Consider the following 23,805-nt stretch of genomic DNA (forward strand, 5'->3'; position numbering starts at 1 on the left):
CGGTAGCGGGTGCGGCGAAAGCCGGTGTCGCCCTGGCTGAACAGGCTGACCAGGCCGTGCACGTAGCGCACCGGGGTGTCGCCCCGCCACAGGGTTAACAGCGCGGCAAGGTCGAGCACGCGGTTGAAGTCGACGGCCGGGTCGTGGCTGGCCAGCTCCAGGCTTAGGCGAAAGGGCCGGGACAGGCCTTCCTCGAGATGGAACTCGACCACTTCGAAGACGTCGCCCTGCAGGGGCTCGAAGGTGAAGCGCAGGTCGCTTTTGCGGGGCATGGGGGGCTCTCTTGACTAGACCGGCAGATGGCGGGATGCCATACAGGCAACCCCGGGAAATCTAGGCAGGTGTCAGCTCACGCCTCAAGGGATGAACTGCAATCAAGAGAGGTCCTACAGCGTCCTTCGCCTTTGTCTGTCAGATGTGTCGGACAGATGCCGTTGCTTCAGATCACCGGATCCCAGCGCTGTGACCAGTCGCTCTCACCGGCGACCACTTCGCGCAGCACCCTGAACGCCTGTTGCAGCGCCTCGCTGTCGCGCTCGCGGGCATAGACAAGGTAGGTGGGGTAGGTGAACTCGGGCGCTTGCGGCACGCGCTCGAATACGCCGCTGTCCAGGTAGGCCTGCACCACGCGGGTACGGAAGTAGCCGCTGCCGCCGTGTTCGAGGATGTACTGCAGCGCCAGCGGCCCGAGGTTGAAGCTCAGCGCCGGGCGCGCGCATTCGGGCAGGGCGGCGTCGTGGCGGCGGCGGAAGGCCTGGCCCCAGTCGATGTACACGTAGGGCTCGGGTTTGTTCTTGCGGCGGATGCGGATGAGCTTTTCTTCCATCAATTGCTCCACCTGCAGGCCCGGGCCGTAGGTGGGCTGATAGACCAGCACGGCATCGAGCACGCCCATTTCCACTTTGTGCAGCAACGACTCGCCGTCGCTGACTTCGCTGCGAATGGCGTGGCCGGGCATTTCCCGGTGCAGGGCGCTGACCCAGCCAAGCACCATGGGGTTGCCGAGGCTGACTTCGCCGCCGATGTGCAGTACCTGGTGGCAGCCTTCGGGCAAGGGCAGGTCGCGGCGCGCGGCCTCCCAGGTTTGCACCAGCTGGTTGGCATACACCACGAAGGCCTCGCCGTCGGCGGTGAGGCTGGCGCCGCTGCGGCTGCGGATGAACAACCGGCAGGCGAGCTGCTGTTCGAGCTTTTGCACCCGCGCGGTGATGGCCGTCTGGGTAACGTGCAGGCGCTCGGCAGCGGACACCAGGCTGCCGGTGCGGACGATTTCCAGAAAGGTGCGGGCGAGCTCGATATCCATGGGGCAGCCTGGTTTTTGCGGTGGCCTATTCTAGTGGCTTTGCACGGGTTTGGGGCGTGGCTGTGGTGGCTTTTGTCCCGGATTGCGAGCCCTGCGGGCTCGATCGCTGGCAAGCCAGCTCCCACAGGTACTGTGTACATCTGACCTTGTGGGAACTGGCTTTGCCAGCGGTGGGCTGCACAGCAGCCCCGAAGAATCAGTCGTACAGCACCGGCTGGCGATCCCGGTGCACATCGTTCAAGGCACTGATGCGCTTGTCCCGCGCCTCGCTCAGGTCGAGGCGGGCATGGATGATTTGCGTGCCGGCCGGCGCTTCATGCAGCGGTCCGGCCAGCGGGTAGCCGTTGGCATCGACAATCACCGAACCACCGACCCAATCCACTTCGCGTTCATGGCCGTTGCGGTCACAGGCGGCGATGTACAAGCGGTTGACCGAAGCATTGGCCTGCACCCGTACCACTTCCGCGGGCCGCTCGCCGAGCGGTCGCGGGCCGTCCGGCCAGTTCACCGGGGCGCACAGCAGTTCGGCCCCGGCCAGGGCTGGCAAGCGCACCCACTCGGGGAATTCGAGGTCGTAGCAGATCATCACCGCGATGCGCCCGAAGCGCGTATCGATCACCGGCGGCGGCTGCCCGCCGGGGCTGAAGATGCGTTTTTCGTCGTTCCATAAATGCGCCTTGCGGTACACCGCGCGCACGCCGTCGGCATCGACCAGGGCGGCGCTGTTGTACAGCTCGTCGCGTTCGGTGCGTTCGCAAAAACCGCCGACGATGACGATGTCCAGCTCCGCCGCCAGCGCTGCCCACTGGCGCAGGGTTTCGCCGTTGGGTGTTTCGGCCAGGCTCAGGGCTTCGTTGCGGTCGGCGAACACGTAGCCGCTTTGCACCAGCTCCGGCAGCACCACCACCTGGGCGTCTTGCCCGGCGGCGCTGCGGATCGCCTGCAGGGCGCGCTCGCGGTTGTACTTCAGTTCGCCGACCTGCGGCGCCAGTTGGCAGCAGGCGACCTGGATCAGGGTTGGACTCATGCGTGGGCTTCCTCAAGCAGGCGCTCGCTGGCCGCTGCCAGGCGTTGTTCGCCGGGCAGGTCGAGCGAGCGGCAGAGCAGGGCGTAGAGGCTGCCGGTGACCAGCAGACCGATGACAAAAGCAATGTCGGCACCGCCCAGCGCGGCGGCTGCGGGGCCGGTGTAAAAGCTCAAGGCCATGAACGGCACCATCGCCAGCAAACCCAGGCCGTAAGCGATCAGCCCGGGCTTGCCCCAGGCACCGTAGATGCCGTCGGGGTTGAAGATTTCGCTGATCACGTAGTGGCCCTTGCGCACGCAGTAGAAGTCCACCAGGTTGACCGCGGTCCACGGCACCAGGAAGTACAGCATCAGCAGCACGAAGGTGTTGAAGCTGCCCAGGTAGCTCTCGGGGATGGCCAGGGCAACGATAAAGACAATGGTGGCGATCACGCTGATGCCGGCCACGCGGATCTTCAGCGACGGCGTGACCTGCTTGAAGCAGTCGATCGCGCTGATGCTGGTGAGCATGGCGCCGTAGCAGTTGACCGCCATGATGCCCACCAGCGCCGGTACCGAGATCAGCACGGTGAAGGTGCCCAGGCCCGGCAGGAACTGGTTGCCCACCTCGCGCACACTGGCGATGGCGTCAGGCGCTGGCAGGGCCGAGGCGAGAAAGGCGCCCAGGGACATCAGCCACAGGGCCGAGCCGGCCGCACCCAGGTAGGTCCAGAACACCACTTTCGCCGTCGGCGTGTCATGGGGCAGGTAGCGCGAGTAGTCGGAGACGTACACCGAATAGCTGATCTGGTAACCGGCGGCGGCCGACAGTTGCACCAGGAAGGCGCCCCAGGAGAACTGCGGGTCCTGCAACGCGGCATCGGCCTGCAGGGTCAGCAGGGCGCTGACGGTGAGCACGCCGAACACCAGGATCATCACGTAGGTCAGCCAGCGCTGCACGGTATGCAGCAGGTCGTGGCCGACCACCGCCAGCAGCACGGCGATGACGATCAGGCCCAGGTACCAGGGCGTGCGTTGGCCAGGCAGCACGGTGTTGATCGCATCGGTGGCGAGGATCACGTTGAAGACGTTGAAGCCGATGTAGACGAAGACCACGGCGGCAAACGGCACGATGGCGCCCTTGAGGCCGAACTGTGCGCGCGACTGGATCATCTGCGGCAGGCCCATGCGCGGGCCCTGGTTGGCGTGAAAGGCCATGAAGAAGGTGCCAAAGCACACGCCGAGCACGATCGCCAGGATCGAATACAGCGCCCCCAGGCCCAGGGCCGGGCCGGTGAAGCCGGTGACCATGGTGGTGAGCACGAAGTTGCCGGTGAACCAGAACGGCGCCTGGTGCCAGACCTTGCCGTGGCGCTCGCTGCGCGGCACATAGTCGATTGAGCGAACCTCGATGCGCGGGCGTGCAGCCCCTGCCTTGTTGGCGTTGTCCACGGCAGTACCTCGTGTTGTTTTTATGGGGTAACTGGCCGATGGTCCGACAGACGCTGGGTGAGGGGAATCGTTGGTATCAAAAAATTACTTCATGGAATTCAGAAGTAATGGGCTGCGGCGCAGCCCATCGCTGGCAGTGTCAGTAGCGAATCATCACCGACTTGAGCTCGGTGTAATCCTCGATAAATGCCCCGCCAAATTCACGGCCTATCCCCGAGGCCTTCACCCCGCCAAACGGCACCGCCGGGTCAAGCAGGGTATGCATGTTCACCCACACCGTACCGGCCTGCACTTGCGGTACCAGGCGCAAGGCCTTGCTCAGGTCGTTGGTCCACAGGCTGGCGCTCAGGCCATAGGGGCTGGCGTTCATCAGTGCGATCAGTTGCTTTTCATCGTCATACGGCAAGAAGGTCGCCACCGGCCCGAAGGTCTCTTCATTGAGCAGGCTGTCGTCCACCGAGTTGGCCAGGATCACCGTCGGTTCGACGTAGCAGCCCGGGCCCTCGAGCAGGCGCCCGCCATGGATGATCTGGCTGCCCTCGCTGCGCGCCTTGGCAAACAGCGCGCCGAGCTTGGCCTGGTGCTGTTTGTTGCTGACCGGGCCGAATTCGCTGGTTTCATCCAGCGGCGAGCCGATCTTCAGCTGGGCCAGGCGCTCGCTCAAGGCGCCGGTCACCGCCTTGATCTGCGAGCGGTGTACATAGAAGCGCTCGGCTGCCGCGCAGATTTGCCCGGCATGCAAAAAACCCGCTTCGATGATGCCGTCCACCGCCGTGTGCAGCGGTACATCACGCAGGAACCCGGCCGCATTCTTGCCGCCCAGCTCCAGGGTGGTGCGGGTCAGGCTGGCGGCCATGGCGCTCTGGCCGACGGCAAGGCCAGTGGGCACGGAGCCGGTGAACGAGACCTTGTCGGTACCCGGGTGCTCGACCAGCGCCTTGCCGGCCGGGCCGGCGCCGGTCACCACATTCAGTGCGCCAGCGGGCAGGCCGGCGTCGATGGCAAGCTCAGCAATGCGCAGGATGGTCAGCGGGGTGAATTCGCTGGGCTTGATGATGATGCTGCAACCGGTCACCAGCGCCGAACCGAGCTTCCACAGGGCGATCATGGTCGAGAAGTTCCACGGCACGATGCCCACCACCACGCCGACCGGTTCGCGCAGGGTGAAGGCGGTGTAGCGCTCGCCGTGGAACGAGGGCAGCGACGGGGTGAGGGTCTGGCCGCTGAGTTTGGTCGCCCAGCCGGCGTAGTAGCGCAAGAAATGCGCGGCCTGATCGACCTCGAAGTTGCGCGAGAGGTTGATCAGCTTGCCCGACTGGCAGGTCTCCAGTTGCGCCAGTTCTTCGCGGTGTTGCTCGATAAGATCGGCCAGCTTGAGCAGCACGCTGGCACGCACGGCGGGAGCGGTTTGTGACCACTGGGCAAAACCACGGCGCGCGGAGGCGACGGCATCGTCGACGGTCTGCGCGGTGGCGTCGGCCACGCGGCTGATGACCTGGTCGCTGGCCGGGTCGATCACCTCCAGGTAGCGGGCATCGGCCTGTGGTTGCTGGCGACCGTCGATGAAGCTGCTGTGCTCGCGTTGCAAAAAAACGCGCACCTGGGGCAAAAGGCTGATGTTGCTCATGGGACGTACCTCAAGGGAAAGCAAAGTCTCGACCCTAGCGCAGGGCACCGGCAGTGGCTTGACTGAGCCTGCCGCCGGCCATGCACCGGCCTGCCAGGCACTTTGTAATCTGCCGGCTTTGGCCTTAGGCTGCGGCATCCGCCTGTGCAGGAGCGTCCCTTGAACCCGATTTTCGCCTCCCTGAGCATCGCCCACCTGCGCGCGTTGCAGAGCATGCTGCAACTGAAGAACCTCAGCCATGCCGCCGAGCGCCTGGGCAGCAGCCAGTCGGTGCTCAGCCGCCAGCTGGCGCACATGCGCGAAGCCTTTGACGACCCGCTGCTGGTGCGCCAGGGCCGCGGCTATGTCTTGAGTGAGCGTGGCGAAAGCCTGCTGCTGCCGCTGGGCCAGGTGCTGGCCGAGCTCGAAGCCTTGCGCCAACCGCAGGCCTTCGAGCCCAAGCGCTGTGAGCGGCGCTTTTGCCTGGCGGCCTCGGACTACATCGCCGAGCACATGCTGCCGCTGCTGGTCAGCACCCTGGAACGCGAAGCGCCGGGGGTGTCGATCGAGTACCGCACCTGGCAACCGGGGCAGTACCAATTGCTCGCCAGCGGCGAAGTTGACCTGGCCACCACGCTGTTCGACGACGCCCCGGCCAACCTGCACGGGCGCATGCTCGGTGAAGACCGCGCGGTGTGCCTGATGCACCGCGAGCACCCGCTGGCGAGCAAAACCGAACTGGGCCAGGACGACTACCGCGCCTGGAACCATGTGCGCATTTCCGGCGGTGGCGACAAGGACAGCTTCATCGACCGCCACCTGCGCGAGCAGGGCCTGAGCCGGCGCATCAGCCTGCAGGTGCCGTTCTATTCGGCGGCGGTGCAGGTGGTGGGCAGCAGTCAGGCGCTGGTCACCGTGCCCGAGCACATTGCCCGCCAGCTCAGCCGCCTGCATCCACTGACCTGGCGACCGCTGGCGTTTGTCGAGCACAGCCAGCGTTACTGGGTGGTCTGGCACCAGCGCCTGCACGGCTCGGCCGAGCACCGCTGGTTGCGCAACCTGGTGTTCGAGCAGTGGCAGCAGTCGCAGTTCGGCGTGCTCGGCGGCCATGCGCATTCGCCATAGCAGCTATGCGCCGGGCGGCGTTTTTTGCAGGTCAGCCAGGGCCTAGACTCAGGCCCACTTACCGCCAACAACAGGAGCCGCTGCATGAGCCCGGAAGAATTTCGCAAACATGGCCACCAACTGATCGACCTGATCGCCGATTACCGCCAGGGTGTGGGTGAGTTGCCGGTGATGGCCCAGGTCGAGCCCGGTTACCTCAAGGCGGCCTTGCCCAACTCGGCGCCGGTTCAGGGCGAGCCGTTCGAGAACATTCTCAAGGACGTAGACCAGTTGGTGATGCCCGGCCTGTCGCACTGGCAGCACCCGGACTTTTTCGGCTACTTCCCCTCCAACGGCACTTTGTCGTCGGTACTCGGTGATTTTCTCAGCACCGGCCTTGGCGTGCTTGGCCTGTCGTGGCAATCGAGCCCGGCCCTGAGCGAACTGGAAGAAACCACCGTGGACTGGCTGCGGCAGATGGTCGGTTTGTCGGCGCAGTGGAGCGGGGTGATCCAGGACACCGCGTCCACCAGCACCCTGGTCGCCTTGATCAGCGCCCGCGAGCGCAGCAGCGACTACGCCCTGGCCAAGGGCGGCCTGCAGGGGCAGGGCAAGCCGCTGATGATCTACACCAGCGCCCAGGCCCACAGCTCGGTGGACAAGGCCGCGCTGCTGGCAGGCTTTGGCAAGGACAACATCCGTTACATCGACACCGACGACAACTTCGCCATGCGCCCGCAAGCGCTGGCCGCAGCCATCGAGCAGGACCTGGCCAACGGCCTGCAACCCTGCGCGGTGGTGGCGACCACCGGCACCACGGCAACCACCGCCCTCGACCCGCTGCAGGCGATCGGGCAGATCGCCCGCGAGCATGGCTTGTGGTTGCACGTGGACTCGGCCATGGCCGGTTCGGCGATGATCCTGCCGGAATGCCGCTGGATGTGGGACGGCATCGAGCAGGCCGACTCGATTGTGGTCAATGCGCACAAATGGTTGGGCGTTGCCTTTGATTGCTCGCTGTATTTCGTCCGCGATCCGCAGCACCTGATCCGGGTCATGAGCACCAACCCCAGCTACCTGCAATCGGCGGTCGACAGCAAGGTCAAGAACCTGCGCGACTGGGGTATCCCGTTGGGGCGGCGGTTCCGTGCCTTGAAGCTGTGGTTCATGCTGCGCAGCGAGGGCATCGAGAACCTGCAGCAGCGCTTGCGCCGCGACTTGGACAACGCCCAGTGGCTGGCCGAGCAGGTGCGCGGAGCCGAGGGCTGGGAGTTGCTGGCGCCGGTGCAGTTGCAGACCTTGTGCATTCGCCATCGGGGTGAGGGGCTGGAGGGTGAGGCACTGGATGCGCATACCCGGCGCTGGGCGGATCGGCTCAATGCTTCGGGTGTGGCTTATGTTACCCCGGCGACCTTGAATGGCCGCTGGATGGTGCGGGTGTCGGTGGGGGCGTTGCCGACCGAGCGGGCACATGTGGTTGAGCTTTGGCGCAATTTGCAGAACGTCGTGGCGGGGTGAATTTATCGCGGGGCAAGCCCGCTCCCACAGTATTGATGGTGTTCTCTGTGAGAGCGGGCTTGACCCGCGATGCTTTTAAAATCCTGTGAAAAGTACAATCTTGCCTATGGAAGTTGCATTTTCCCCCTGAGCCAAGCCTCCCATACTGGCCCCTGCATCCGCCGCCACCTGCCGCTTCGCAGGCTCTGGCGGACATCCAATAATAAGCAGGGCCCCTCATGAAAAAGCCAAACCCGCTGCTCGAAGACCTTCGTTCGATTCTGCCTGCCATCGCCGCCAACGCCACCCGTGCCGAACAGGACCGCAAGGTCCCGGACGAAAACATCGCTCTGCTGAAAAGCATCGGCCTGCACCGTGCCTTTTTGCCCAAGCCCTACGGCGGCCTGGAAATCTCCCTGCCGCAATTTGCCGACTGCATCGCCTTGCTTGCCGGCGCTTGCGCCAGCACCTCCTGGGCCATGAGCCTACTGTGTACCCACAGCCATCAGTTGGCGATGTTCCCGGCCAAGCTGCAGGAAGAAATCTGGGGAGACAACCCCGATGCCACCGCCAGCAGCAGTATCGCCCCGTTCGGCAAGGTCGAGGAGGTCGAAGGCGGCTTGCTGTTCAGCGGCGAGATGGGCTGGAGCAGCGGCAGCGACCATGCCGAATGGGCGATTGTCGGCTGCCGTCGGGCCAACGCCGAAGGCACCCAGGATTACTGCTTCGCGGTGCTGCCGCGCAGCGACTACGAGATTCGCGACGACTGGTTCGCCGCCGGCATGAAGGGCAGCGGGACCAAGACCCTGGTGATCGACAAGGTGTTCGTCCCCGCGCATCGCATCCAGAAAGCCAAGGACATGATGGAGGGCAAGTCGGCAGGCTTTGGCCTGTACCCGGACAGCAAGGTGTTCTACTCGCCGTACCGGCCGTACTTCGCCAGTGGTTTCTCGACCGTCAGCCTCGGTATTGCCGAGCGCATGCTCGAAGCCTTCCGCGAAAAAGCCAGGAACCGTGTGCGCGCCTATACCGGAGTCAATGTCGGCGCCGCTACGCCTGCGCTGATGCGCCTGGCCGAATCCACCCACCAGGTTGCCGCCGCCCGGGCCTTTCTGGAGAAGACCTGGCAGGAGCACGCCGAGCACAGCGAACGTCACCAGTACCCATCACGCGAGACCCTGGCGTTCTGGCGCACCAACCAGGGCTATGCGGTGAAAATGTGCATCCAGGCGGTCGATCGCCTGTTCGAAGCTGCTGGCGGCACCGCCTGGTTCGACAGCAACGAGATGCAGCGGCTGTGGCGCGATGCGCACATGACCGGCGCCCATGCTTATACCGACTACGACGTCTGCGCGCAGATCCTCGGCCGCGAGCTGATGGGCCTGGAGCCTGATCCGAGCATGGTCTGAAGGGCCTCGCCAATAACAACAATGACGGCTGCCGTACAAAGCAGCCGGGGAGTCTTGCATGTCTACCGCAACCGCTACGGCCTTCGACAGCCGCGCCTTTCGCCGCGCCCTGGGCAACTTCGCCACCGGCGTCACCGTGGTCACTGCCGCCGACGCCCAGGGCAACCTGGTCGGTGTTACTGCCAACAGCTTCAACTCGGTATCCCTCGACCCGCCGCTGATTCTCTGGAGCCTGGACAAACGCTCGAGCAGCCTGGCGGTGTTCGAGGCCGCCAGCCATTTTGCCGTGAACATCCTCGCCGCCGACCAGATCGACCTGTCCAACAACTTCGCCAAGCCCAAGGAGGATCGCTTCGCCGGTATCTGCTACCAGGCAGGCGAGGGCGGGGCGCCGGTCCTGGCCGATTGCTCGGCGTGCTTTCAATGCGAAACCCACCAGATACTCGACGGTGGCGATCACTGGATCATGCTCGGCAAGGTGGTGGCCTTCGATGACTGCGGCCGTTCGCCGTTGCTCTATCACCAGGGCGCGTACTCCATGGTGCTGCCGCACACGCGCATGACCCGCCGCGAAGAAGGCCAGCCACCGAGCAGCCACTTCCAGGGGCGCCTGAGCCACAACCTCTACTACCTGATGACCCAGGCCCTGCGCGCCTACCAGGGCAGCTATCAGCCACGGCAATTGTCCAGCGGCCTGCGCACCAGCGAGGCACGGATGCTCATGGTGCTGGAGAACGACGCCGGGCTGAACCTCACCGACCTGCAGCGCGAAGTGGCGATGCCGGCGCGGGAAATCGACGAGGCAGTGGCCAACCTCAAGCGCAAGGGCCTGGTGTGCGACAGCGAAGCGGCCGGGCATGTGCGCCTGACCATTGCCGGTATCGACCAGACCGAAGGCCTGTGGAGCATCGCCCGCGAGCAGCAGGACAAGGTGTTCGGGCAATTCAGCGAAGAGCAGATCGCGTCCTTCAAGACCGTGTTGCAGGCGGTGATTCGTAGCTGTTGAGGGGTGATCGCGGGGCAAGCCCGCTCCTACAGGGGCTTGCGCTGTGCTGCTTTTATCTTTCTCCTTAAATTGTTATGTTATTACATAATTTTAAGGAGCCCCCATGAACTATCCCGTAGGAAGGTTATCTCTAGGCCTGTCCGCCTCGCTGCTCGCTCTGCCAGTCGCCGCTGCCGATGCCGTGTTGCTCGATGCCCTCAACGTCAACGAGCGCCACTATGAAGAAAGCGCGACCGGCCCGGTGCAGGGCTATCGTGCAACCCGCTCGGGCACTGCGACCAAGACTGACACCGACATCCGCGACACCCCGCAAAGCATCGCCGTGGTGCCCAGCCAGGTGCTCGAGGACCTCAACAGCACGCGCATTGACCGCGCCCTGGACTTTGCCGGTGGGGTCAGCCGGCAGAACAACTTCGGTGGCCTGACCTTCCTCAACTACAGCGTACGCGGCTTCACCACCGGCGAGCTGTACAAGAACGGCTTTGCCGTCAACCGCGGCAGCTACAGCGCCCCCGACACTTCCAACATCGAGCGTATCGAAGTGCTCAAGGGCCCGGCCGCCAGTTTGTATGGGCGCGGCGACCCCGGCGGGCTGGTGAACATCGTCACCAAGCGCCCGCAAGCCGAAGCCTTCACTCGGTTCAAGGCCAGCGCCGGCAGTTGGGACCGTTACCGCAGCAGCCTGGATGTGAACACGCCGCTCAGTGAAGACGGCCGGGTGCTGTCGCGGGTCAACATGGCGGTCGAAGACAACGGCAGCTTTCGCGATTACGTCGGCAGTGAGCGGCGAATCGTCAGCCCGTCGCTGAGCTGGCAGTTGAGCCCCGAGACTCTTCTGTCGATCGACACCGAGTTCTCGCGTACCGAGTCGGTGTTCGATCGCGGCATCCCGGCGGTCAACAACGAGCTAGGCTCGGTCAGCCGTTCGACCTTTCTCGGCGAGCCCAACGACGGGCGCATCCGCAACGACAACCAGACCCTCGACCTGACCCTGGAGCACCACCTCAACGACAGCTGGAAGCTGCGCCTGGCCAACCACTACACCCAGGGCCGGCTCAAGGGCAACAGCTCGGAACCGTCGCGAGTGGTCGGCACCAGCATCAGCCGCTTCTACCGTGAGCGCGATTTCGAGTGGAACGACAACATTACCCAGGCCGAGCTGCACGGCCAGTTCCAGTTCGCCGGTTGGGAGCATCAGAGCCTGGTGGGCCTTGAGTACGAAAACTATCGCAACAGCCAGAAGTACCCGCAGAGCGCCACCTCGCTCGGCTACGGCCTGGACATCTACAACCCGGTGTACGGCCAGGCGAAACCGCCGCTGACCAATCCCAATGATTTTTTCGAGCGTACTGAAAGCTACGCGCTCAACCTGCAGGACCAGATCGCCTTTACAGACCGTTTGCGCGGCCTGGTGGGCGTGCGCCTTGAGCATATCGAACAGACCGCGCAGAACCGCAGTACGCGCGTCAGCAACACCCAGGAAAAGGACGTCGCCACTCCGCGCGTGGGCCTTCTGTACCAGCTCACACCTGAAGTCGGGGTGTTCGCCAATGCCTCGACCTCATTCAAGCCCAACAGCATCGGCACCCAGGGCCAGATCTACAAACCGGAAAAAGGCCTGGGCTATGAAACCGGGCTCAAGCTGGACCTGTTCGACAGCCGCCTGGGGGCGACCATTGCGCTGTTCCAGATCGACAAGGAAAACGTCATCACCACCGATGCCTTGGGCGACAGCATCGCTGCCGGCAAGGCGCGCAGCCAGGGTGTCGACCTGCAGTTCAGTGGCCAGTTGAGCGATGCCGTGCGGTTGATCGGCGCCTATGCCTATATCGATGCTGAAGTGATCAAGGGCGATGCCGCCTTGCCCAAAGGCAGCGACTTGTTGGGCATCCCGCAGCATAGCGGCAGCCTGATGGCGGTGTACGAGTTCCAGAGCGGGCCATTGCTCGGCTCGGACATTGGCGCTGCAGCCAACTACGTCGGTGAGCGCTCCGGCCAGGCCGGCAGCAGCTTTCGATTACCGAGTTACAGCACGGTTGACCTGCTGGCCCATTACAAAGTCAGCGAACAGGCCACGGTGGGCCTGAACCTGAACAACCTGTTCGATCGCAAGTACTACGAGCGCGGTTACAACGCGGCGTGGAACATGCCGGGGGAGCCTCGTAACTTGATGGTCAGCCTGAGCCTGGCGCTGTAACGCCTGCGATCAGATGCCAACTGGCGTGCACAGCTCCACCAGGGTGCCATCGGGGGAGGGCGTGGGCGGTTTATACAGCACTTGCCCAGGCCTTGGGTACGCCGCTAAGGTTGCGGCTGCAAAGGAGCGCCAAGATGACCGACCCGATCGAACTCAATCGACGCAACTGGGATGAGCGTGCGCCACTGCATGCCGCTTCCAGCGACTATGAAGTGGAAACGTTCGTCGCCGACCCCGCGCACTTGTCTGAAGTGGTGCGTTTCGACCTGCCGCGCCTGGGTGATATTCGTGGCCTGCGCACCGTGCACCTGCAGTGCCACATCGGCACCGACACCCTGTCGCTGTCGCGCTTGGGCGCTGAAGTCAGCGGCCTGGATTTTTCTGCGCAGTCTTTGGCCCAGGCACGAGCCCTGGCTGATCGCTGCGGGGCGCGGATCGACTATGTCGAGTCGGATGTGTATGCCGCTGAACAGGTGCTGGCACCGGCTTCGTTCGACCTGGTATATACCGGTATCGGTGCGCTGATCTGGTTGCCGAGCATCGAGCGTTGGGCGCGCACCGTGGCGGCCTTGCTCAAGCCTGGCGGGCGGCTGTTCCTGCGCGAAGGCCACCCGATGCTGCTGGCGGTGAACGAGGGCCATCAGGACAAGCTGGTCATCGAGTACCCGTACTTTGAGCGCGAGGCGCCGACGGTGTGGGACAGTGGCGAGACCTATGTCGAGACCGACGGGGTGCTGGAGCAGACGGTAACCCACGAATGGAACCATGGCCTTGGCGAGATCATCAGCGCCTTGCTCAAACATGGGCTGCAGATTACCGCTCTGGTCGAGCATGACAGCATTCCCTGGGAGGCGCTGCCGGGGCAAATGAGCAAGGACGAAGGCGGCGAGTGGTCGTTGGACAAGGATCGCTGGCGCTTGCCGTTGAGTTATACCTTGCAGGCGGTCAAGCAGGGGTAGGGGTGTTGACCGTGAGGGCCTCTTCGCTGGCAAGGCCGGCCCACAATGGCGAGGTAGACGCCGGCCCTGTGGGAGCTGGCCTTGCCAGCGATGAGGCCAGCAATCTCACTGCGCTTTCGCCTTTGGTTTACGCGTTCGCTTGCCCGCCGCCGCACTGCTCTTGCGCTTTTTCTTCCACGGCGTGCCACCGCGCCCGGCCGGGGTCGCCGGGCCGCTGATGGTCAGGCGCAGGCCGGCACAACGCTCCACCTGTTTGCTCATCCATGCCGATTGCTTGGCGACGAATTCTTCCAGGCTCATTTCGCCGCTTTGCACCATGTCCAGCGCCTGCTCCCAGATCGCCGTGGTGCCCGGGTCGGCAATTGCCCTGGGTACCGCATCGATGAGGCTGAAGGCCGCCGGGGTGGCGCTCAGGGCCTTGCCGTTCTTGACCAGGTAACCGCGATCGAGCAGGCCCTGGATGATCCCGGCACGGGTGGCCTCGGTGCCGATGCCCGTAGTGTCCTTGAGCTTTTGCTTGAGGCGCGGGTCGTCCACCAGTTTGGCGACGTTCTTCATCGCCTTGATCAGGTCGCCCTCGGTGAAGGGCTTGGGCGGCTGGGTCCAGAGGTCCTTGAGGTTGACCCCGGCCACCGTGCAGTCCTGGCCTTCGCGCAGCAGCGGCAGCACCTGGGCGACCGGCGCTTCACGGCCTTTGGCCGGGGTCAGGGCCTCGGGCAGGGCGCGGCGCCAGCCAGGCTCGACGATCTGCTTGCCCACCGCGCGCAATGCCTGGCCTGCGCATTCGAACTCGGCCTGGGTACGATCGTATTCGTGGTTGGGCAGGAACTGCGCCAGGTAGCGGGCGCGGATCAGGGTATAGACCGCCTTGTGCTTGGCCGGCAGCCGCGACGGGTCGCTGGCGGCTGCGGTGGGGATGATACCGTGGTGGGCGCTGACCTTGGCGTCGTTCCAGGCCCGTGAGCGGCGCTGGGCCTGCAGGTGCGGTTGCAACGGCGCAAGGCTGGCGTCGGCGCGCTGCAAGGCGGCGAGAATGGCTGGTGCTTCGCTGTGCTGGCTCAATGGCAGGTAACCGCAGTCGCTGCGCGGGTAGGTGATCAGCTTGTGGGTTTCGTACAGCGCCTGGGCGATATCCAGGGTCTCCTGGGCGCCGAGGCCGAACTTCTTCGAGCACAGCTCCTGCAAGGTACCCAGGTCGAAGGGCAGCGGTGCTGCTTCGCGCACGCGCTCGGTGGCCACTTTGACCACCCGCGCACTGCTGGCCGCGCTGATGGCTGCGGCCGCCTGCTGGGCCAGGGCCTGGTTCAGGCAGCGGCCCTGGTCGTCACAGGCATCTTCGGCTGCGCGCCACTGCGCGGTGAATTGCTCGCCGGTGCTTTGCAACTGCACGTCGATGGCCCAGTAGGCCACCGGCACGAAGTTGGCGATGCTGCGGTCGCGGTCGACCACCAGGCGCAAGGTCGGCGTTTGCACCCGGCCCACCGGCAGCACGCCCTGGTAGCCGGACTGGCGACCGAGCAAGGTGAACAGCCGGCTCATGTTCATGCCTATCAGCCAGTCGGCCCGCGAGCGGCCCAGGGCCGAATGGTAGAGGCTGAAGGTTTCGCTACCGGGCTTGAGCGCCGCCAGGGCCTTGCGGATGGAGGCGTCGTCCAGTGCCGACAGCCACAGGCGGTTGATCGGCCCCCGGTAGCGGCAATGCTCGACCAGCTCGCGGGCGATCATCTCGCCTTCGCGGTCGGCGTCGGTGGCGATCACCAGCTCGCGGGCCTCGCCGAGCAGGCGCTTGACCGCCTTGAACTGGCTGGCGGTCTTGGGCTTGACCAGCATCTTCCATTTTTCGGGCACGATCGGCAGGTCGGCCAGCACCCAGCGCTTGTAACGCGCGTCGTAGCTGTCGGGTGGAGCGGTCTCGAGCAAATGGCCGATGCACCAGGTGACGGTAATGTCGGTGCCGACCCAGCAGCCGTCGCCGCGGCGATTGGCACCGAGGACCTTGGCGATGTCTTTAGCCTGGGAAGGCTTTTCGCAGAGAAACAGGCGCATGCCGTTTTATCGATAGCTGGGAAAGGCCATAGGATGCGCAGGATTGAGGGGCGTGGCAAGTTTTATCTGTATGGATATACAGCTTGATGTTGCCGGCGCTGGTAACCAAACCCCCTCGCATTTGGCCAGCTTGCCATCGATGTTGCCATGGACGGGCCAATTGACCCTGTGGCAGCGTTTGGACTTGCCCAAGGGTGTGTCAGCGGACGATGTCGCCAGGGTTTTCTGCCACCTGCACAAGGATGTATGCCCATGCCTGTTTTCGATTACCGCAACCTCGACAGCGCCGCCTCCAAAGCCCTGTACAGCGACGCCATGGCGCTGACTTTATATGCCTACCACGGCATCGACAACGGCTTTGCCGTTGGCTACCAGCAGCACGGTTTTGGCCTCGGTTTGCCGGCCACCTTGATCAAGGCCCTGATCGGCGGCACTGACAGCCAGGGCGCGATCCCCGGCATCCCCTGGAACCCCGATGCCGAAGCCCAGGCCCTGGCTGCGGTCAAGGCATCCGGCTGGACGCCGATCAGCGCCAGCCAGCTGGGTTACCAGGGCAATACGGATTTTCGCGGCACCTTCCATGGTGAAACCCGCGGTTACACCAGCGCCCAGGTCGAGATACTTGGCAAGTACGACGCCGCCGGCCAGTTGAGCGGCCTGGGCATCGCCTTTCGCGGCACCAGTGGGCCGCGGGAAAACCTGATCGGCGATACCCTCAGCGATGCCATCCACGACCTGATGGCCGCCTTCGGCCCGGCTGACTTTGCCAAGAACTACGCCGCCAATGCCTTCGGTCGGTTGCTCGATGATGTCGCCCGGTTCGCCCAGGCCAACGGCCTGAGCGGCAGCGACATCACCGTCAGCGGCCACAGCCTCGGCGGCCTCGGGGTCAACAGCCTGGCCGAGCTCAGTAATGACACCTGGGGTGGGTTCTATCAGGACGCCCGCTACGTGGCCTTTGCCTCACCCACCCAGGCCAGCGACAGCAGCAAGGTGCTGAACATCGGCTACGAGAACGACCCTGTGTTCCGCGCGCTCAATGGCTCGAAAACCGACTGGGCAACCTTCGGTGTGCACGATGCGGCCAAGCCTTCGAGCACCGACAACATCGTCAATTTCAACGACCACTACGCCTCTGATGCCTGGAACCTGCTGCCGTACTCGATCGGCAACATCGCCACCTGGCTCTCGCACTTGCCGAGTGCCTACGGCGACGGCCTGGGGCGGGTGCTGGACTCGGCATTCTATGAATGGACGGCCAAGGACTCGACCATTGTCGTCAGCAACCTGTCCGACGTTCGCCGTGGCTCGACCTGGGTCGAGGACCTGAACCGCAACGCCGAAGCGCACAAGGGCAGCACCTTTATTATCGGCTCCGACGCCGGCGACCTGATTCATGGCGGGCGCGGCAATGATTACCTGGAAGGAGGCGGCGGCAACGATACTTTTCGTGATGACGGCGGCTATAACCTGATCGACGGCGGCACTGGCCACGACACCCTCAAATTGGACAGGGCACTGGACAATTTCGCTGTCGCCCGTGATGGCAATGGCACCCTGTACCTGCGCGACAGTAGCGGCGGCATCAGCCTGGTCAACCAGGTCGAAACCCTGGTCAGCAGGGAATCGAAACTGGTCTTCTTCAGCAAGGAAGTCAGCCACCAGATCGACCCGGCGGGGCTGCTGAGCAGTGGCAAGCTGCACGCTTACGCCGCGAGCCAGAACGGTACGGCGGGCGATGACAGCCTGGTCGCGAGTACCCAGGGCAGTTGGCTGTTTGGCCTGGACGGCAACGACCATCTGCAGGGTGGACGTGGTAACGATGTGTTGGTCGGTGGCGCCGGCAACGACGTGCTGGTTTCAGGCGGCGGCAGCGACACCTTCCTGTTCACTGGCCATTTCGGCCAGGATCAGGTGCAGGGTTTCAACGCCGATGACCGGCTGGTGTTCATCGGCGTCGAGGGTGGCACTGCACAGCCGGACTTTCGCCAGCACCTGAGCCAGGTGGGCGACGATACGCTGCTGAGCTTTGGTCGCGATAGCGTGACCCTGGTAGGCGTGTCGGCAGATAGCCTGAGTGCGGCGCAGGTCATCATCGCTTGAGTATCCGGTGCGCCCGGTAAGCCTCAAGCGATCATGCCTACTCGGATCGCGGCGATATCAGCCGGGCTGAATCACCCGCGGCTGGCCTCCAGCGCCTGGCTCAGGTCGGCAATGATGTCATCGCTGTGCTCGATGCCGATCGACAGGCGCACCATGTCCCGCGGCACGCCGGCGCGCTCGAGTTCTTCATCGTTGAGCTGGCGGTGAGTGGTGGAGGCGGGGTGGCAGGCCAGGGATTTGGCGTCGCCGATATTGACCAGGCGCACCACCAGTTGTAGCGCATCGATAAAGCGCGCGCCAGCCTCCTGGCCACCCTTGATCCCGAACGACAGGATCGACGCCGGCTTGCCTGCGGTGTAGCGCCGGGCCAGTTCATGCTCGGGGTGATCGGGCAGGCCGGCGTACTTCACCCAGGCAACTTGCTCATGGCCTTGCAGGTAGTGGGCGACCTTCAATGCGTTCTCGGTGTGACGTTCCATGCGCAGGGCCAGGGTCTCCAGGCCCTGGAGAATGAGGAAGGCGTTGAACGGCGACAGCGCCGCGCCGGTATTGCGCAGCGGCACCACCCGGCAGCGGCCGATAAAGGCGGCAGGGCCAAAGGCTTCGGTGTAGGTCACGCCGTGGTAAGACGGGTCGGGGGTGTTGAGCAGGGCGAAGCGCTCTTTGTTGTCGGCCCAGGGGAACTTGCCCGAGTCGATGACGATGCCGCCGATGCTGGTGCCGTGGCCGCCGATGTATTTGGTCAGCGAGTGCACGACGATGTCAGCGCCGTGTTCGAACGGGCGACAGAGGATCGGCGTGGCCACGGTATTGTCGACGATCAGCGGCACGCCGTGGCGGTGGGCGGCATCGGCCAGGGCCTGGAGGTCGACGATATTACCGGCCGGGTTGCCGATCGACTCGCAGAACACCGCCTTGGTGCGGCTGTCGATCAGCGCTTCGAGGGCGGCGATATCGTCGTGAGCGGCAAAGCGGGTCTGGATGCCGAAACGCGGCAGGGTATGGGCCAGCAGGTTGTAGGTGCCGCCGTAGAGCTTGGCCACCGAGACGATGTTGTCACCGGCTTCGGCCACGGTCTGGATTGCGTAGGTGATCGCGGCCATGCCCGAGGCCACGGCCAGGGCGCCGACGCCGCCTTCCAGCGCTGCCATGCGCTGTTCGAGCACGTCGTTGGTAGGGTTCATGATCCGGCTATAAATGTTGCCGGCGACTTTCAGGTCAAACAGGTCGGCACCGTGCTGGGTGTCGTCGAAAGCGAACGAGGTGGTCTGGTAGATCGGTACCGCGACGGCCTTGGTGGTCGGGTCGGGGCTGAAGCCCGCGTGGATGGCCAGGGTTTCCAGCTTCATGCAATCGTTCCTTGAAAGTCGGGGAGAAGGCGCTAGAGCATGGAGCGCCGAGCCCGTAACGGTCAAGGTGAGAGCGGGCTTCCCGCGATCTCTATCTACTTAGCCCGCCTTGCGCAAGGTCAGGTTGATCCGCCGGCTGCCCAGCAGCGGATGGCTGCCCGGTTTGAGCGGCAGCACGCCATGAAAGCGCAGGCGGTCTGCGCCGCCCCAGACCATCACATCGCCATGGCGCAGGCCGACGCGCTGCGTGGGTTCGCTGCGGGTGTGGCCGCCGAACTGGAACACCGCCGGCAAACCCAGCGACACCGAGACAATCGGCTGGCTGTAATCGCGTTCATCGCGGTCCTGGTGCAGGCTCAGGCGAGTGCCGGGTTTATAGCAATTGACCAGGCAGGCATCGGGCTGAAAATCGGCAAAGCCCGCGGCCGCAGCGGCAAGGGCTGACAGTTCGCTCAATGCCCCTGGCAACACTGGCCAGGGTTGCTGGCTGAGAGGGTCGAGCGGGCTATAGCGATAACCGCGGCGATCACTGACCCAGCCCAGCGCCCCACAGTTGGTCAAACCCACCGCCATGTTCAGGCCACCAGGGGTGACCATGTTGCGAAAGGGCGCCTGAGCGATGATCCGCCGCAACTCAGGCAGCAGGGTCTCGACCCAGGCCAGGGCAAAGCCGGGCAACACGACCGCCTGCTTGCCGATCCATTGCGGCTCGGCGGGGCTGGCGGGGTTGAACAGGTCCAGTTCGGTTTGCATCATAAGCGGCGATTCAGGCGGCGGGCGGGGTGCAGAGTCTGTATAGTAACGCGCTTTGGCGTCTGTGCTGTCACCCTGTTACTTGCGCGCAAAGCCCGCCCTGCAGGGTGCCGCGGCCCCCTCGCACAAAAAAATAAAACTTTTTGAATTCAAGGGGTTGCCAGAGCAGGGGAATGAGTACATAATTGCGTCCATCGAAAACGAGGCACGAAAAAAGCCTAGCGTTTTCAAGGAGATAGCAGTTTTAGCAAGTTGTTTCCTTAAAGAGTTGTACATGTTTGAGATCGCAGTTTCAGGGTCTCGGGCATTTGAGGCCGAGTAGCAAAGTGGTTATGCTCCGGATTGCAAATCCGTCTACGCCGGTTCGATTCCGACCTCGGCCTCCATTATTGAAAGCCCCGCAATCATTGAGGTTGCGGGGCTTTTTTCATGCCTGCGGATTGTCGTAGGGACACCAGTTTGGGACAAATTTGGGACACCGATGGAAATTGCGTGTCCCGCAGCGCATCGGCAAACTGCGCTTCATGGCTAACCACCAACCAACATGATGCCTTGATCAGCTTTACCTACAACCTGGGCGCGGCCAACCTCGAATCATCTGCGTGATCGCCTTGCTACTTCTGATCTCCGGCTGTCAGTCTTACTCGCCGCCCCGGCCCAGGGTAGTGGCTGTGGGGTGCCAGCCGCCTCCAGCGCCGGCGGCGTGGTTCATGGAGCCGCGCGAGGCGAACTTGACCCAGCGGCTGCTCAACGAATTGTCGCCATCACCGACGACGGCGATCAAGGGTTGGTTGCCCTCAAGGCCTGCCAGGCCTAACCTCCGGTTTTCAACTTGATAGGTCAACTGTCATCCCCCCTGTCAGCTCCCTTTTCAAGCCGTGGTCCATCGACGCTCGTTGACACTATTGGCCGGACGCTTGCGTCAGCGACCTACGTTCATTCGGCCGACCAAGCTGCATACGATATCAAATCCACCTATTGCTAAAGGCCGTCTATCGGCCGGTCGTCCGAGGAGGTTTCGAGTGAAGAAGGCATCCGTTCGAACTGGCTTCCCATTGCCCGATATTGCGAATGTCCGATGAAGATAATGCAAGCGGTTGCACTAAATTTAAGGCGGTGAGATGGTAATAACTGTCGAGCCGGAGAAGGCTCCGGGAGTTACGGTCCCGTGGGCGGCAAGGGTCGATTCAATGTTCAGTGGAGTGGCCTGGCCATTTGAAATTGCCACGTTGATGCCCGTCGTGGCGTCCTTGCCATTGACCGTGATCTTTGAGTACAAGCTGCCATCGCTAGTGAGTTGCACACCCGAAGAATCTGTTCTAGATGCAGAGACGGTCACGCTAGTCGCCCCCCGGCACTTAATAGCCAGCTGAGTCGAAGCCTTAGCCCCGTCAACCTTATTGTCGGGAAGTTCTCTGTGGTTAACAGTGGTATCGCCCGTAATCTCGCATTGCAGTGCCGGGGCAATAACACGGGCGCATGGACCGAAAAGATTAATGGCGCCTCCTACGTGAGCACCAACAACTGAGTAGGTGAAAGAGATGCAGATATTATTGCTATTGTCACTGAAAGGTACCAGAATCGAACCGCTTAACGGAATGCTGAAACCTTTTTTCTGAAGCGCCGTCAATATTTGGCCCATACTTTGACGTTGATTCTCTAGGGGGATACGCCATTCTGCGTATGTTCCAACGCCATCGTAATAGCTAGCCGACCGGTTTGCCGTCAAGCCTATTATACAAATAGACCATTCCGGGCCTGGTTTACTGCAAGGGCCAGCAGTCTGGTCGGCCGTTGTCCAGTTGCTTACAATGAAGTAGTAACGTACGCCGTTCAACTCATAACGACTATCCGTTGAGGTAATATTAAAGGCTTGTGCTTGTGCAGCAGCAGAGCACAATAGTACCGAGATCAAGGCGCGGCGTAATTTAGTCGTGTACGGATTTTTCATGGTGATTACTCGTAACTCAGTGCAAAGGTTAGGGACGCCTCAAAATCGCCTAACCCTAGGTTGCGATTAGCTAGCGCCTGATGTGCTACTTGCAGGTAGGCATTGAAGTTTAGGGCGTTGTAGCCACTGGTCAGTTCGCCCATGGCGTGGGATTTGTTCAACGGGAGGGGCGTGCCGGTCGTCGTCTCCAGCCCTACCATCAGGCCTTGCACAGTGGGACTTTGCGGCTCCAGCAACCCCGGTGATTCGCTGCTTTCGTTACCGCTGAAGACGATGCTGACCATGCGCTTGCCCACATCCAGATCACAGTTTTTCAATCGCAGTTGAATGGGACGCCCCTTAGTTCTGCCGTTGAGATAAAGGTCCTTGTCGACCACACTTTGGAAGTCAATATTGATCAACTCATCTCTCTCATCCAGCACACACGGCTCATTCACCAGCGTTCCAGAAAAGTACAGGTTGTCATCTGCTGCCTGTAGCACCGGCAACCACAGGCCGGCGGTGATCCAGGCGCTCAAGGTTATGGCCCACTTGCCCATAGAACCTCCTAATAGAGTTCGGCCATCAGTAGCGCCGAAGCGGTAAAATCCGTGCTGGGGAGCTGCGCGCCGGTCAGCTTCACTGGGACGGCCTCCAGCACGGGCGGGGTCGATGCGTTGACATCGATATCACGAGGCTGATTGGGAATCAGTGGAGTGCCGCCGAGCAGTACCTTGATGCCCAGATCCGTTACCGAGGTCTCGAGCGCGGCTGGTTCGAAATGGGTATATGCCCCCTTGAGGGTTAGGCGCATGTGCCAGGTGATGCCGGTACCGGCTGCACCCTGGCAATCGATCTGATAGGGAATTGCCTGGCGGTAGCGTTCGCCATCAATGCGGTTGACGGCGATATTGCGCTCGAAGCGCACGTTGATATGTCCGCCCTTGTCGCTGACGGTGCAACCAGGCGGCGCCAACAGGTTGCCGGTGAACTGCAGGTTGTCCGCGCCCACGCAGATGAGGGGCATGGCGGTCGACAATACTGCCAATGTGCGGTGCAAAGTGTTCATCGGTAATCCACCACCAGGCTTGCGCTAGCATTCAGTTTGCCGGCTTGGACCTCACTGTTTTCGCGCTTGACCAACACGGCTTGCATGATTGGCTGCTTGCGAGTGTCGAAGTCAGCCCAAGTATTGAGCGCAAGCGGCACACCATCTTTCTTCAGGGCGATGCCAAGGTTGTCATATCCTTGCACCTCCAGCAGTGCGGGATCGAAAGCCGGGATGCCGCGTACCTGAATTCGCAGTTCATTGGTCGCCGAGCGGCTGCAGTCAAGGGTGTAGTCCAGGGTGATAGTCTTGTAACTGCCATCGATACGCGCTGTCTGCACATCGCCAAAGGGCCCATTGATAGGCGCGTTTTTATTGATCACGCACGGAATGGCCGCATAGACGACACCTTTGATCGTCACCACCTGCTGCTCGTCAGCGTGACTCATAAATGCACAGCCAAGCAGCATGGCTAGCAATGCGGGGCGTACCACGGTCATTGCAGGGCCCTCAGTCATAAGTAAGGCTCACATTGAGGCTGGCGCGGAAGGTCCCTGGGCGCAACGGGGCTGCTGTGCGTTCTGGGCGGATGTAGTAGGTAAGCTGGTTGTCACCTGGGGACACGAACCACCCGGGGGTGGTGCGGCCAAGGCGTACATCGTTGCCCTGGACATCGAGCAGGCGCAGGCCAAACCCCTCGGCGCCGGTCACCCGGATCAGCGCGGGCGTATCGGCATCGGCGACGGCGTTGAAGGCCAGTGCGGCCACTGGCTCAATTGCACTCCAGACCAAAGTGCCTTGCTGTTCATCCTGGCGGCCGCCGTTGACGCGTACACAGCCTTGCAGCTTGAGATGTAGGGCTACAGGCACGCCCTGATCGCCAGTACGCACCAGATGGGCAGTGCTCAAATCGCCCAGTGACAAGGTCTGATAGGAGGAGCTGGGGTCGAGGTAGCAGGCGCTTTCTAGTAAGGTGCCGGTGACCTGGAACTCGGCCGTCTGCGCTAGGTTGCCGGCGGCGTGAGTCAAGACACTGGT

21 protein-coding genes, 1 tRNA gene and 1 pseudogene are annotated in these 23,805 nt (G+C 63.0%); 10 read left to right on the plus strand and 13 right to left on the minus strand.

Annotated elements, in window-relative coordinates:
- The 5 genes from ABIE20_RS19650 to ABIE20_RS19670 form a co-directional block, all read right to left on the minus strand.
- The coding region (locus tag ABIE20_RS19650; RefSeq protein WP_429506699.1) for a contractile injection system protein, VgrG/Pvc8 family at nucleotides 1–272 on the minus strand (272 nt) is incomplete at its 3' end.
- A 167-nt stretch (nucleotides 273–439) separates the two neighbouring features.
- Entirely contained in the window at nucleotides 440–1,303 is an 864-nt protein-coding gene (locus tag ABIE20_RS19655) for a LysR family transcriptional regulator (RefSeq protein ID WP_429506700.1), read from the minus strand.
- 196 nt (nucleotides 1,304–1,499) lie between these two features.
- Complete coding sequence (locus ABIE20_RS19660) at nucleotides 1,500–2,330, minus strand: nitrilase family protein (RefSeq protein ID WP_429506701.1); 831 nt, start codon at nucleotides 2,328–2,330, stop codon at nucleotides 1,500–1,502.
- Complete coding sequence (locus ABIE20_RS19665; RefSeq protein WP_429506702.1) at nucleotides 2,327–3,760, minus strand: purine-cytosine permease family protein; 1,434 nt, start codon at nucleotides 3,758–3,760, stop codon at nucleotides 2,327–2,329. Before ABIE20_RS19665 ends, ABIE20_RS19660 begins: the two co-directional genes overlap by 4 nt.
- A gap of 139 nt (nucleotides 3,761–3,899) precedes the next feature.
- Nucleotides 3,900–5,387, minus strand: coding sequence for an aldehyde dehydrogenase family protein (locus ABIE20_RS19670; RefSeq protein ID WP_429506704.1), 1,488 nt, complete (start codon nucleotides 5,385–5,387; stop codon nucleotides 3,900–3,902).
- A gap of 159 nt (nucleotides 5,388–5,546) precedes the next feature.
- On the opposite strand from ABIE20_RS19670, the gene ABIE20_RS19675 reads away from it, so the two are divergent.
- The 6 genes from ABIE20_RS19675 to ABIE20_RS19700 all read left to right on the plus strand — a co-directional run bounded on the left by ABIE20_RS19675 (nucleotide 5,547) and on the right by ABIE20_RS19700 (nucleotide 13,538).
- A complete protein-coding gene (locus ABIE20_RS19675; protein WP_429506705.1) occupies nucleotides 5,547–6,491 on the plus strand; it encodes a LysR family transcriptional regulator in 945 nt (314 codons plus the stop codon).
- 84 nt (nucleotides 6,492–6,575) lie between these two features.
- Entirely contained in the window at nucleotides 6,576–7,988 is a 1,413-nt protein-coding gene (locus ABIE20_RS19680; protein ID WP_429506707.1) for a DOPA decarboxylase, read from the plus strand.
- A gap of 218 nt (nucleotides 7,989–8,206) precedes the next feature.
- Nucleotides 8,207–9,376: a p-hydroxyphenylacetate 3-hydroxylase oxygenase component gene (locus ABIE20_RS19685; RefSeq protein ID WP_429506708.1), complete on the plus strand. Its 1,170-nt coding sequence runs from the start codon at nucleotides 8,207–8,209 to the stop codon at nucleotides 9,374–9,376.
- Between the two features lie 58 nt (nucleotides 9,377–9,434).
- Complete coding sequence (locus ABIE20_RS19690) at nucleotides 9,435–10,382, plus strand: p-hydroxyphenylacetate 3-hydroxylase reductase component (RefSeq protein ID WP_429506710.1); 948 nt, start codon at nucleotides 9,435–9,437, stop codon at nucleotides 10,380–10,382.
- A gap of 103 nt (nucleotides 10,383–10,485) precedes the next feature.
- Nucleotides 10,486–12,579 (plus strand): TonB-dependent siderophore receptor, encoded by a 2,094-nt coding sequence (locus ABIE20_RS19695; RefSeq protein ID WP_429506711.1) that lies wholly within the window; start codon nucleotides 10,486–10,488, stop codon nucleotides 12,577–12,579.
- 134 nt (nucleotides 12,580–12,713) lie between these two features.
- Nucleotides 12,714–13,538 (plus strand): class I SAM-dependent methyltransferase, encoded by an 825-nt coding sequence (locus ABIE20_RS19700; protein ID WP_429506712.1) that lies wholly within the window; start codon nucleotides 12,714–12,716, stop codon nucleotides 13,536–13,538.
- A 105-nt stretch (nucleotides 13,539–13,643) separates the two neighbouring features.
- Here ABIE20_RS19700 and ABIE20_RS19705 read toward each other — a convergent pair whose 3' ends face one another.
- Nucleotides 13,644–15,584 carry a DNA topoisomerase III gene (locus ABIE20_RS19705; protein ID WP_429506714.1) on the minus strand — a complete coding sequence of 647 codons (1,941 nt, stop codon included), beginning with the start codon at nucleotides 15,582–15,584 and terminating at the stop codon, nucleotides 13,644–13,646.
- Nucleotides 15,585–15,836: 252 nt separating this feature from the next.
- Between ABIE20_RS19705 and ABIE20_RS19710 the strand changes: the two genes are divergently transcribed.
- Complete coding sequence (locus tag ABIE20_RS19710; protein WP_429506715.1) at nucleotides 15,837–17,687, plus strand: polyurethane esterase; 1,851 nt, start codon at nucleotides 15,837–15,839, stop codon at nucleotides 17,685–17,687.
- A 71-nt stretch (nucleotides 17,688–17,758) separates the two neighbouring features.
- On the opposite strand, the gene ABIE20_RS19715 is transcribed toward ABIE20_RS19710, so the two are convergent.
- A complete protein-coding gene (locus ABIE20_RS19715) occupies nucleotides 17,759–19,036 on the minus strand; it encodes a bifunctional O-acetylhomoserine aminocarboxypropyltransferase/cysteine synthase (protein WP_429506717.1) in 1,278 nt (425 codons plus the stop codon).
- Between the two features lie 99 nt (nucleotides 19,037–19,135).
- Entirely contained in the window at nucleotides 19,136–19,792 is a 657-nt protein-coding gene (gene alkB / locus ABIE20_RS19720; protein ID WP_429506718.1) for a DNA oxidative demethylase AlkB, read from the minus strand.
- Nucleotides 19,793–20,101: 309 nt separating this feature from the next.
- Here alkB and ABIE20_RS19725 point away from each other — a divergent pair.
- The 3 genes and pseudogenes from ABIE20_RS19725 to ABIE20_RS19735 form a co-directional block, all read left to right on the plus strand.
- Nucleotides 20,102–20,175 (plus strand) — tRNA-Cys (locus ABIE20_RS19725).
- A 43-nt stretch (nucleotides 20,176–20,218) separates the two neighbouring features.
- Nucleotides 20,219–20,395, plus strand: a complete 177-nt coding sequence (locus ABIE20_RS19730; protein ID WP_429506720.1) for a glycoside hydrolase family protein — start codon at nucleotides 20,219–20,221, stop codon at nucleotides 20,393–20,395.
- A pseudogene (locus tag ABIE20_RS19735) lies at nucleotides 20,385–20,606 on the plus strand (lysis protein); the annotation flags it as partial. The gene ABIE20_RS19730 and the pseudogene ABIE20_RS19735, both read left to right, overlap by 11 nt.
- Nucleotides 20,607–20,897: 291 nt before the next feature.
- Here ABIE20_RS19735 and ABIE20_RS19740 read toward each other — a convergent pair.
- The 5 genes from ABIE20_RS19740 to ABIE20_RS19760 are packed head-to-tail and all read right to left on the minus strand — an operon-like array spanning nucleotide 20,898 to nucleotide 23,796.
- Nucleotides 20,898–21,740: a hypothetical protein gene (locus tag ABIE20_RS19740; protein WP_429506721.1), complete on the minus strand. Its 843-nt coding sequence runs from the start codon at nucleotides 21,738–21,740 to the stop codon at nucleotides 20,898–20,900.
- 5 nt (nucleotides 21,741–21,745) lie between these two features.
- Nucleotides 21,746–22,279: a fimbrial protein gene (locus tag ABIE20_RS19745; protein WP_429506722.1), complete on the minus strand. Its 534-nt coding sequence runs from the start codon at nucleotides 22,277–22,279 to the stop codon at nucleotides 21,746–21,748.
- A gap of 8 nt (nucleotides 22,280–22,287) precedes the next feature.
- Nucleotides 22,288–22,788, minus strand: coding sequence for a fimbrial protein (locus ABIE20_RS19750; protein WP_429506724.1), 501 nt, complete (start codon nucleotides 22,786–22,788; stop codon nucleotides 22,288–22,290).
- Complete coding sequence (locus ABIE20_RS19755) at nucleotides 22,785–23,267, minus strand: fimbrial protein (RefSeq protein WP_429506726.1); 483 nt, start codon at nucleotides 23,265–23,267, stop codon at nucleotides 22,785–22,787. Before ABIE20_RS19755 ends, ABIE20_RS19750 begins: the two co-directional genes overlap by 4 nt.
- A 10-nt stretch (nucleotides 23,268–23,277) precedes the next feature.
- Nucleotides 23,278–23,796: a fimbrial protein gene (locus ABIE20_RS19760; RefSeq protein WP_429506728.1), complete on the minus strand. Its 519-nt coding sequence runs from the start codon at nucleotides 23,794–23,796 to the stop codon at nucleotides 23,278–23,280.
- Nucleotides 23,797–23,805: the final 9 nt, after the last annotated feature.

The organism is Pseudomonas sp. 2835 (assembly GCF_050435905.1).
GTDB lineage: Bacteria > Pseudomonadota > Gammaproteobacteria > Pseudomonadales > Pseudomonadaceae > Aquipseudomonas.

Coding starts and splice junctions, on each gene's coding strand:
- ABIE20_RS19655 (WP_429506700.1), bottom strand. CDS start 1,303: ATGGATATCGAGCTCGCCCGCACCTTTCTGGAAATCGTCCGCACCGGC.
- ABIE20_RS19660 (WP_429506701.1), bottom strand. CDS start 2,330: ATGAGTCCAACCCTGATCCAGGTCGCCTGCTGCCAACTGGCGCCGCAG.
- ABIE20_RS19670 (WP_429506704.1), bottom strand. CDS start 5,387: ATGAGCAACATCAGCCTTTTGCCCCAGGTGCGCGTTTTTTTGCAACGC.
- ABIE20_RS19680 (WP_429506707.1), top strand. CDS start 6,576: ATGAGCCCGGAAGAATTTCGCAAACATGGCCACCAACTGATCGACCTG.
- ABIE20_RS19685 (WP_429506708.1), top strand. CDS start 8,207: ATGAAAAAGCCAAACCCGCTGCTCGAAGACCTTCGTTCGATTCTGCCT.
- ABIE20_RS19690 (WP_429506710.1), top strand. CDS start 9,435: ATGTCTACCGCAACCGCTACGGCCTTCGACAGCCGCGCCTTTCGCCGC.
- ABIE20_RS19695 (WP_429506711.1), top strand. CDS start 10,486: ATGAACTATCCCGTAGGAAGGTTATCTCTAGGCCTGTCCGCCTCGCTG.
- ABIE20_RS19700 (WP_429506712.1), top strand. CDS start 12,714: ATGACCGACCCGATCGAACTCAATCGACGCAACTGGGATGAGCGTGCG.
- ABIE20_RS19705 (WP_429506714.1), bottom strand. CDS start 15,584: ATGCGCCTGTTTCTCTGCGAAAAGCCTTCCCAGGCTAAAGACATCGCC.
- ABIE20_RS19710 (WP_429506715.1), top strand. CDS start 15,837: ATGCCTGTTTTCGATTACCGCAACCTCGACAGCGCCGCCTCCAAAGCC.
- ABIE20_RS19715 (WP_429506717.1), bottom strand. CDS start 19,036: ATGAAGCTGGAAACCCTGGCCATCCACGCGGGCTTCAGCCCCGACCCG.
- alkB (WP_429506718.1), bottom strand. CDS start 19,792: ATGATGCAAACCGAACTGGACCTGTTCAACCCCGCCAGCCCCGCCGAG.
- ABIE20_RS19730 (WP_429506720.1), top strand. CDS start 20,219: ATGCCTGCGGATTGTCGTAGGGACACCAGTTTGGGACAAATTTGGGAC.
- ABIE20_RS19740 (WP_429506721.1), bottom strand. CDS start 21,740: ATGAAAAATCCGTACACGACTAAATTACGCCGCGCCTTGATCTCGGTA.
- ABIE20_RS19745 (WP_429506722.1), bottom strand. CDS start 22,279: ATGGGCAAGTGGGCCATAACCTTGAGCGCCTGGATCACCGCCGGCCTG.
- ABIE20_RS19750 (WP_429506724.1), bottom strand. CDS start 22,788: ATGAACACTTTGCACCGCACATTGGCAGTATTGTCGACCGCCATGCCC.
- ABIE20_RS19755 (WP_429506726.1), bottom strand. CDS start 23,267: ATGACCGTGGTACGCCCCGCATTGCTAGCCATGCTGCTTGGCTGTGCA.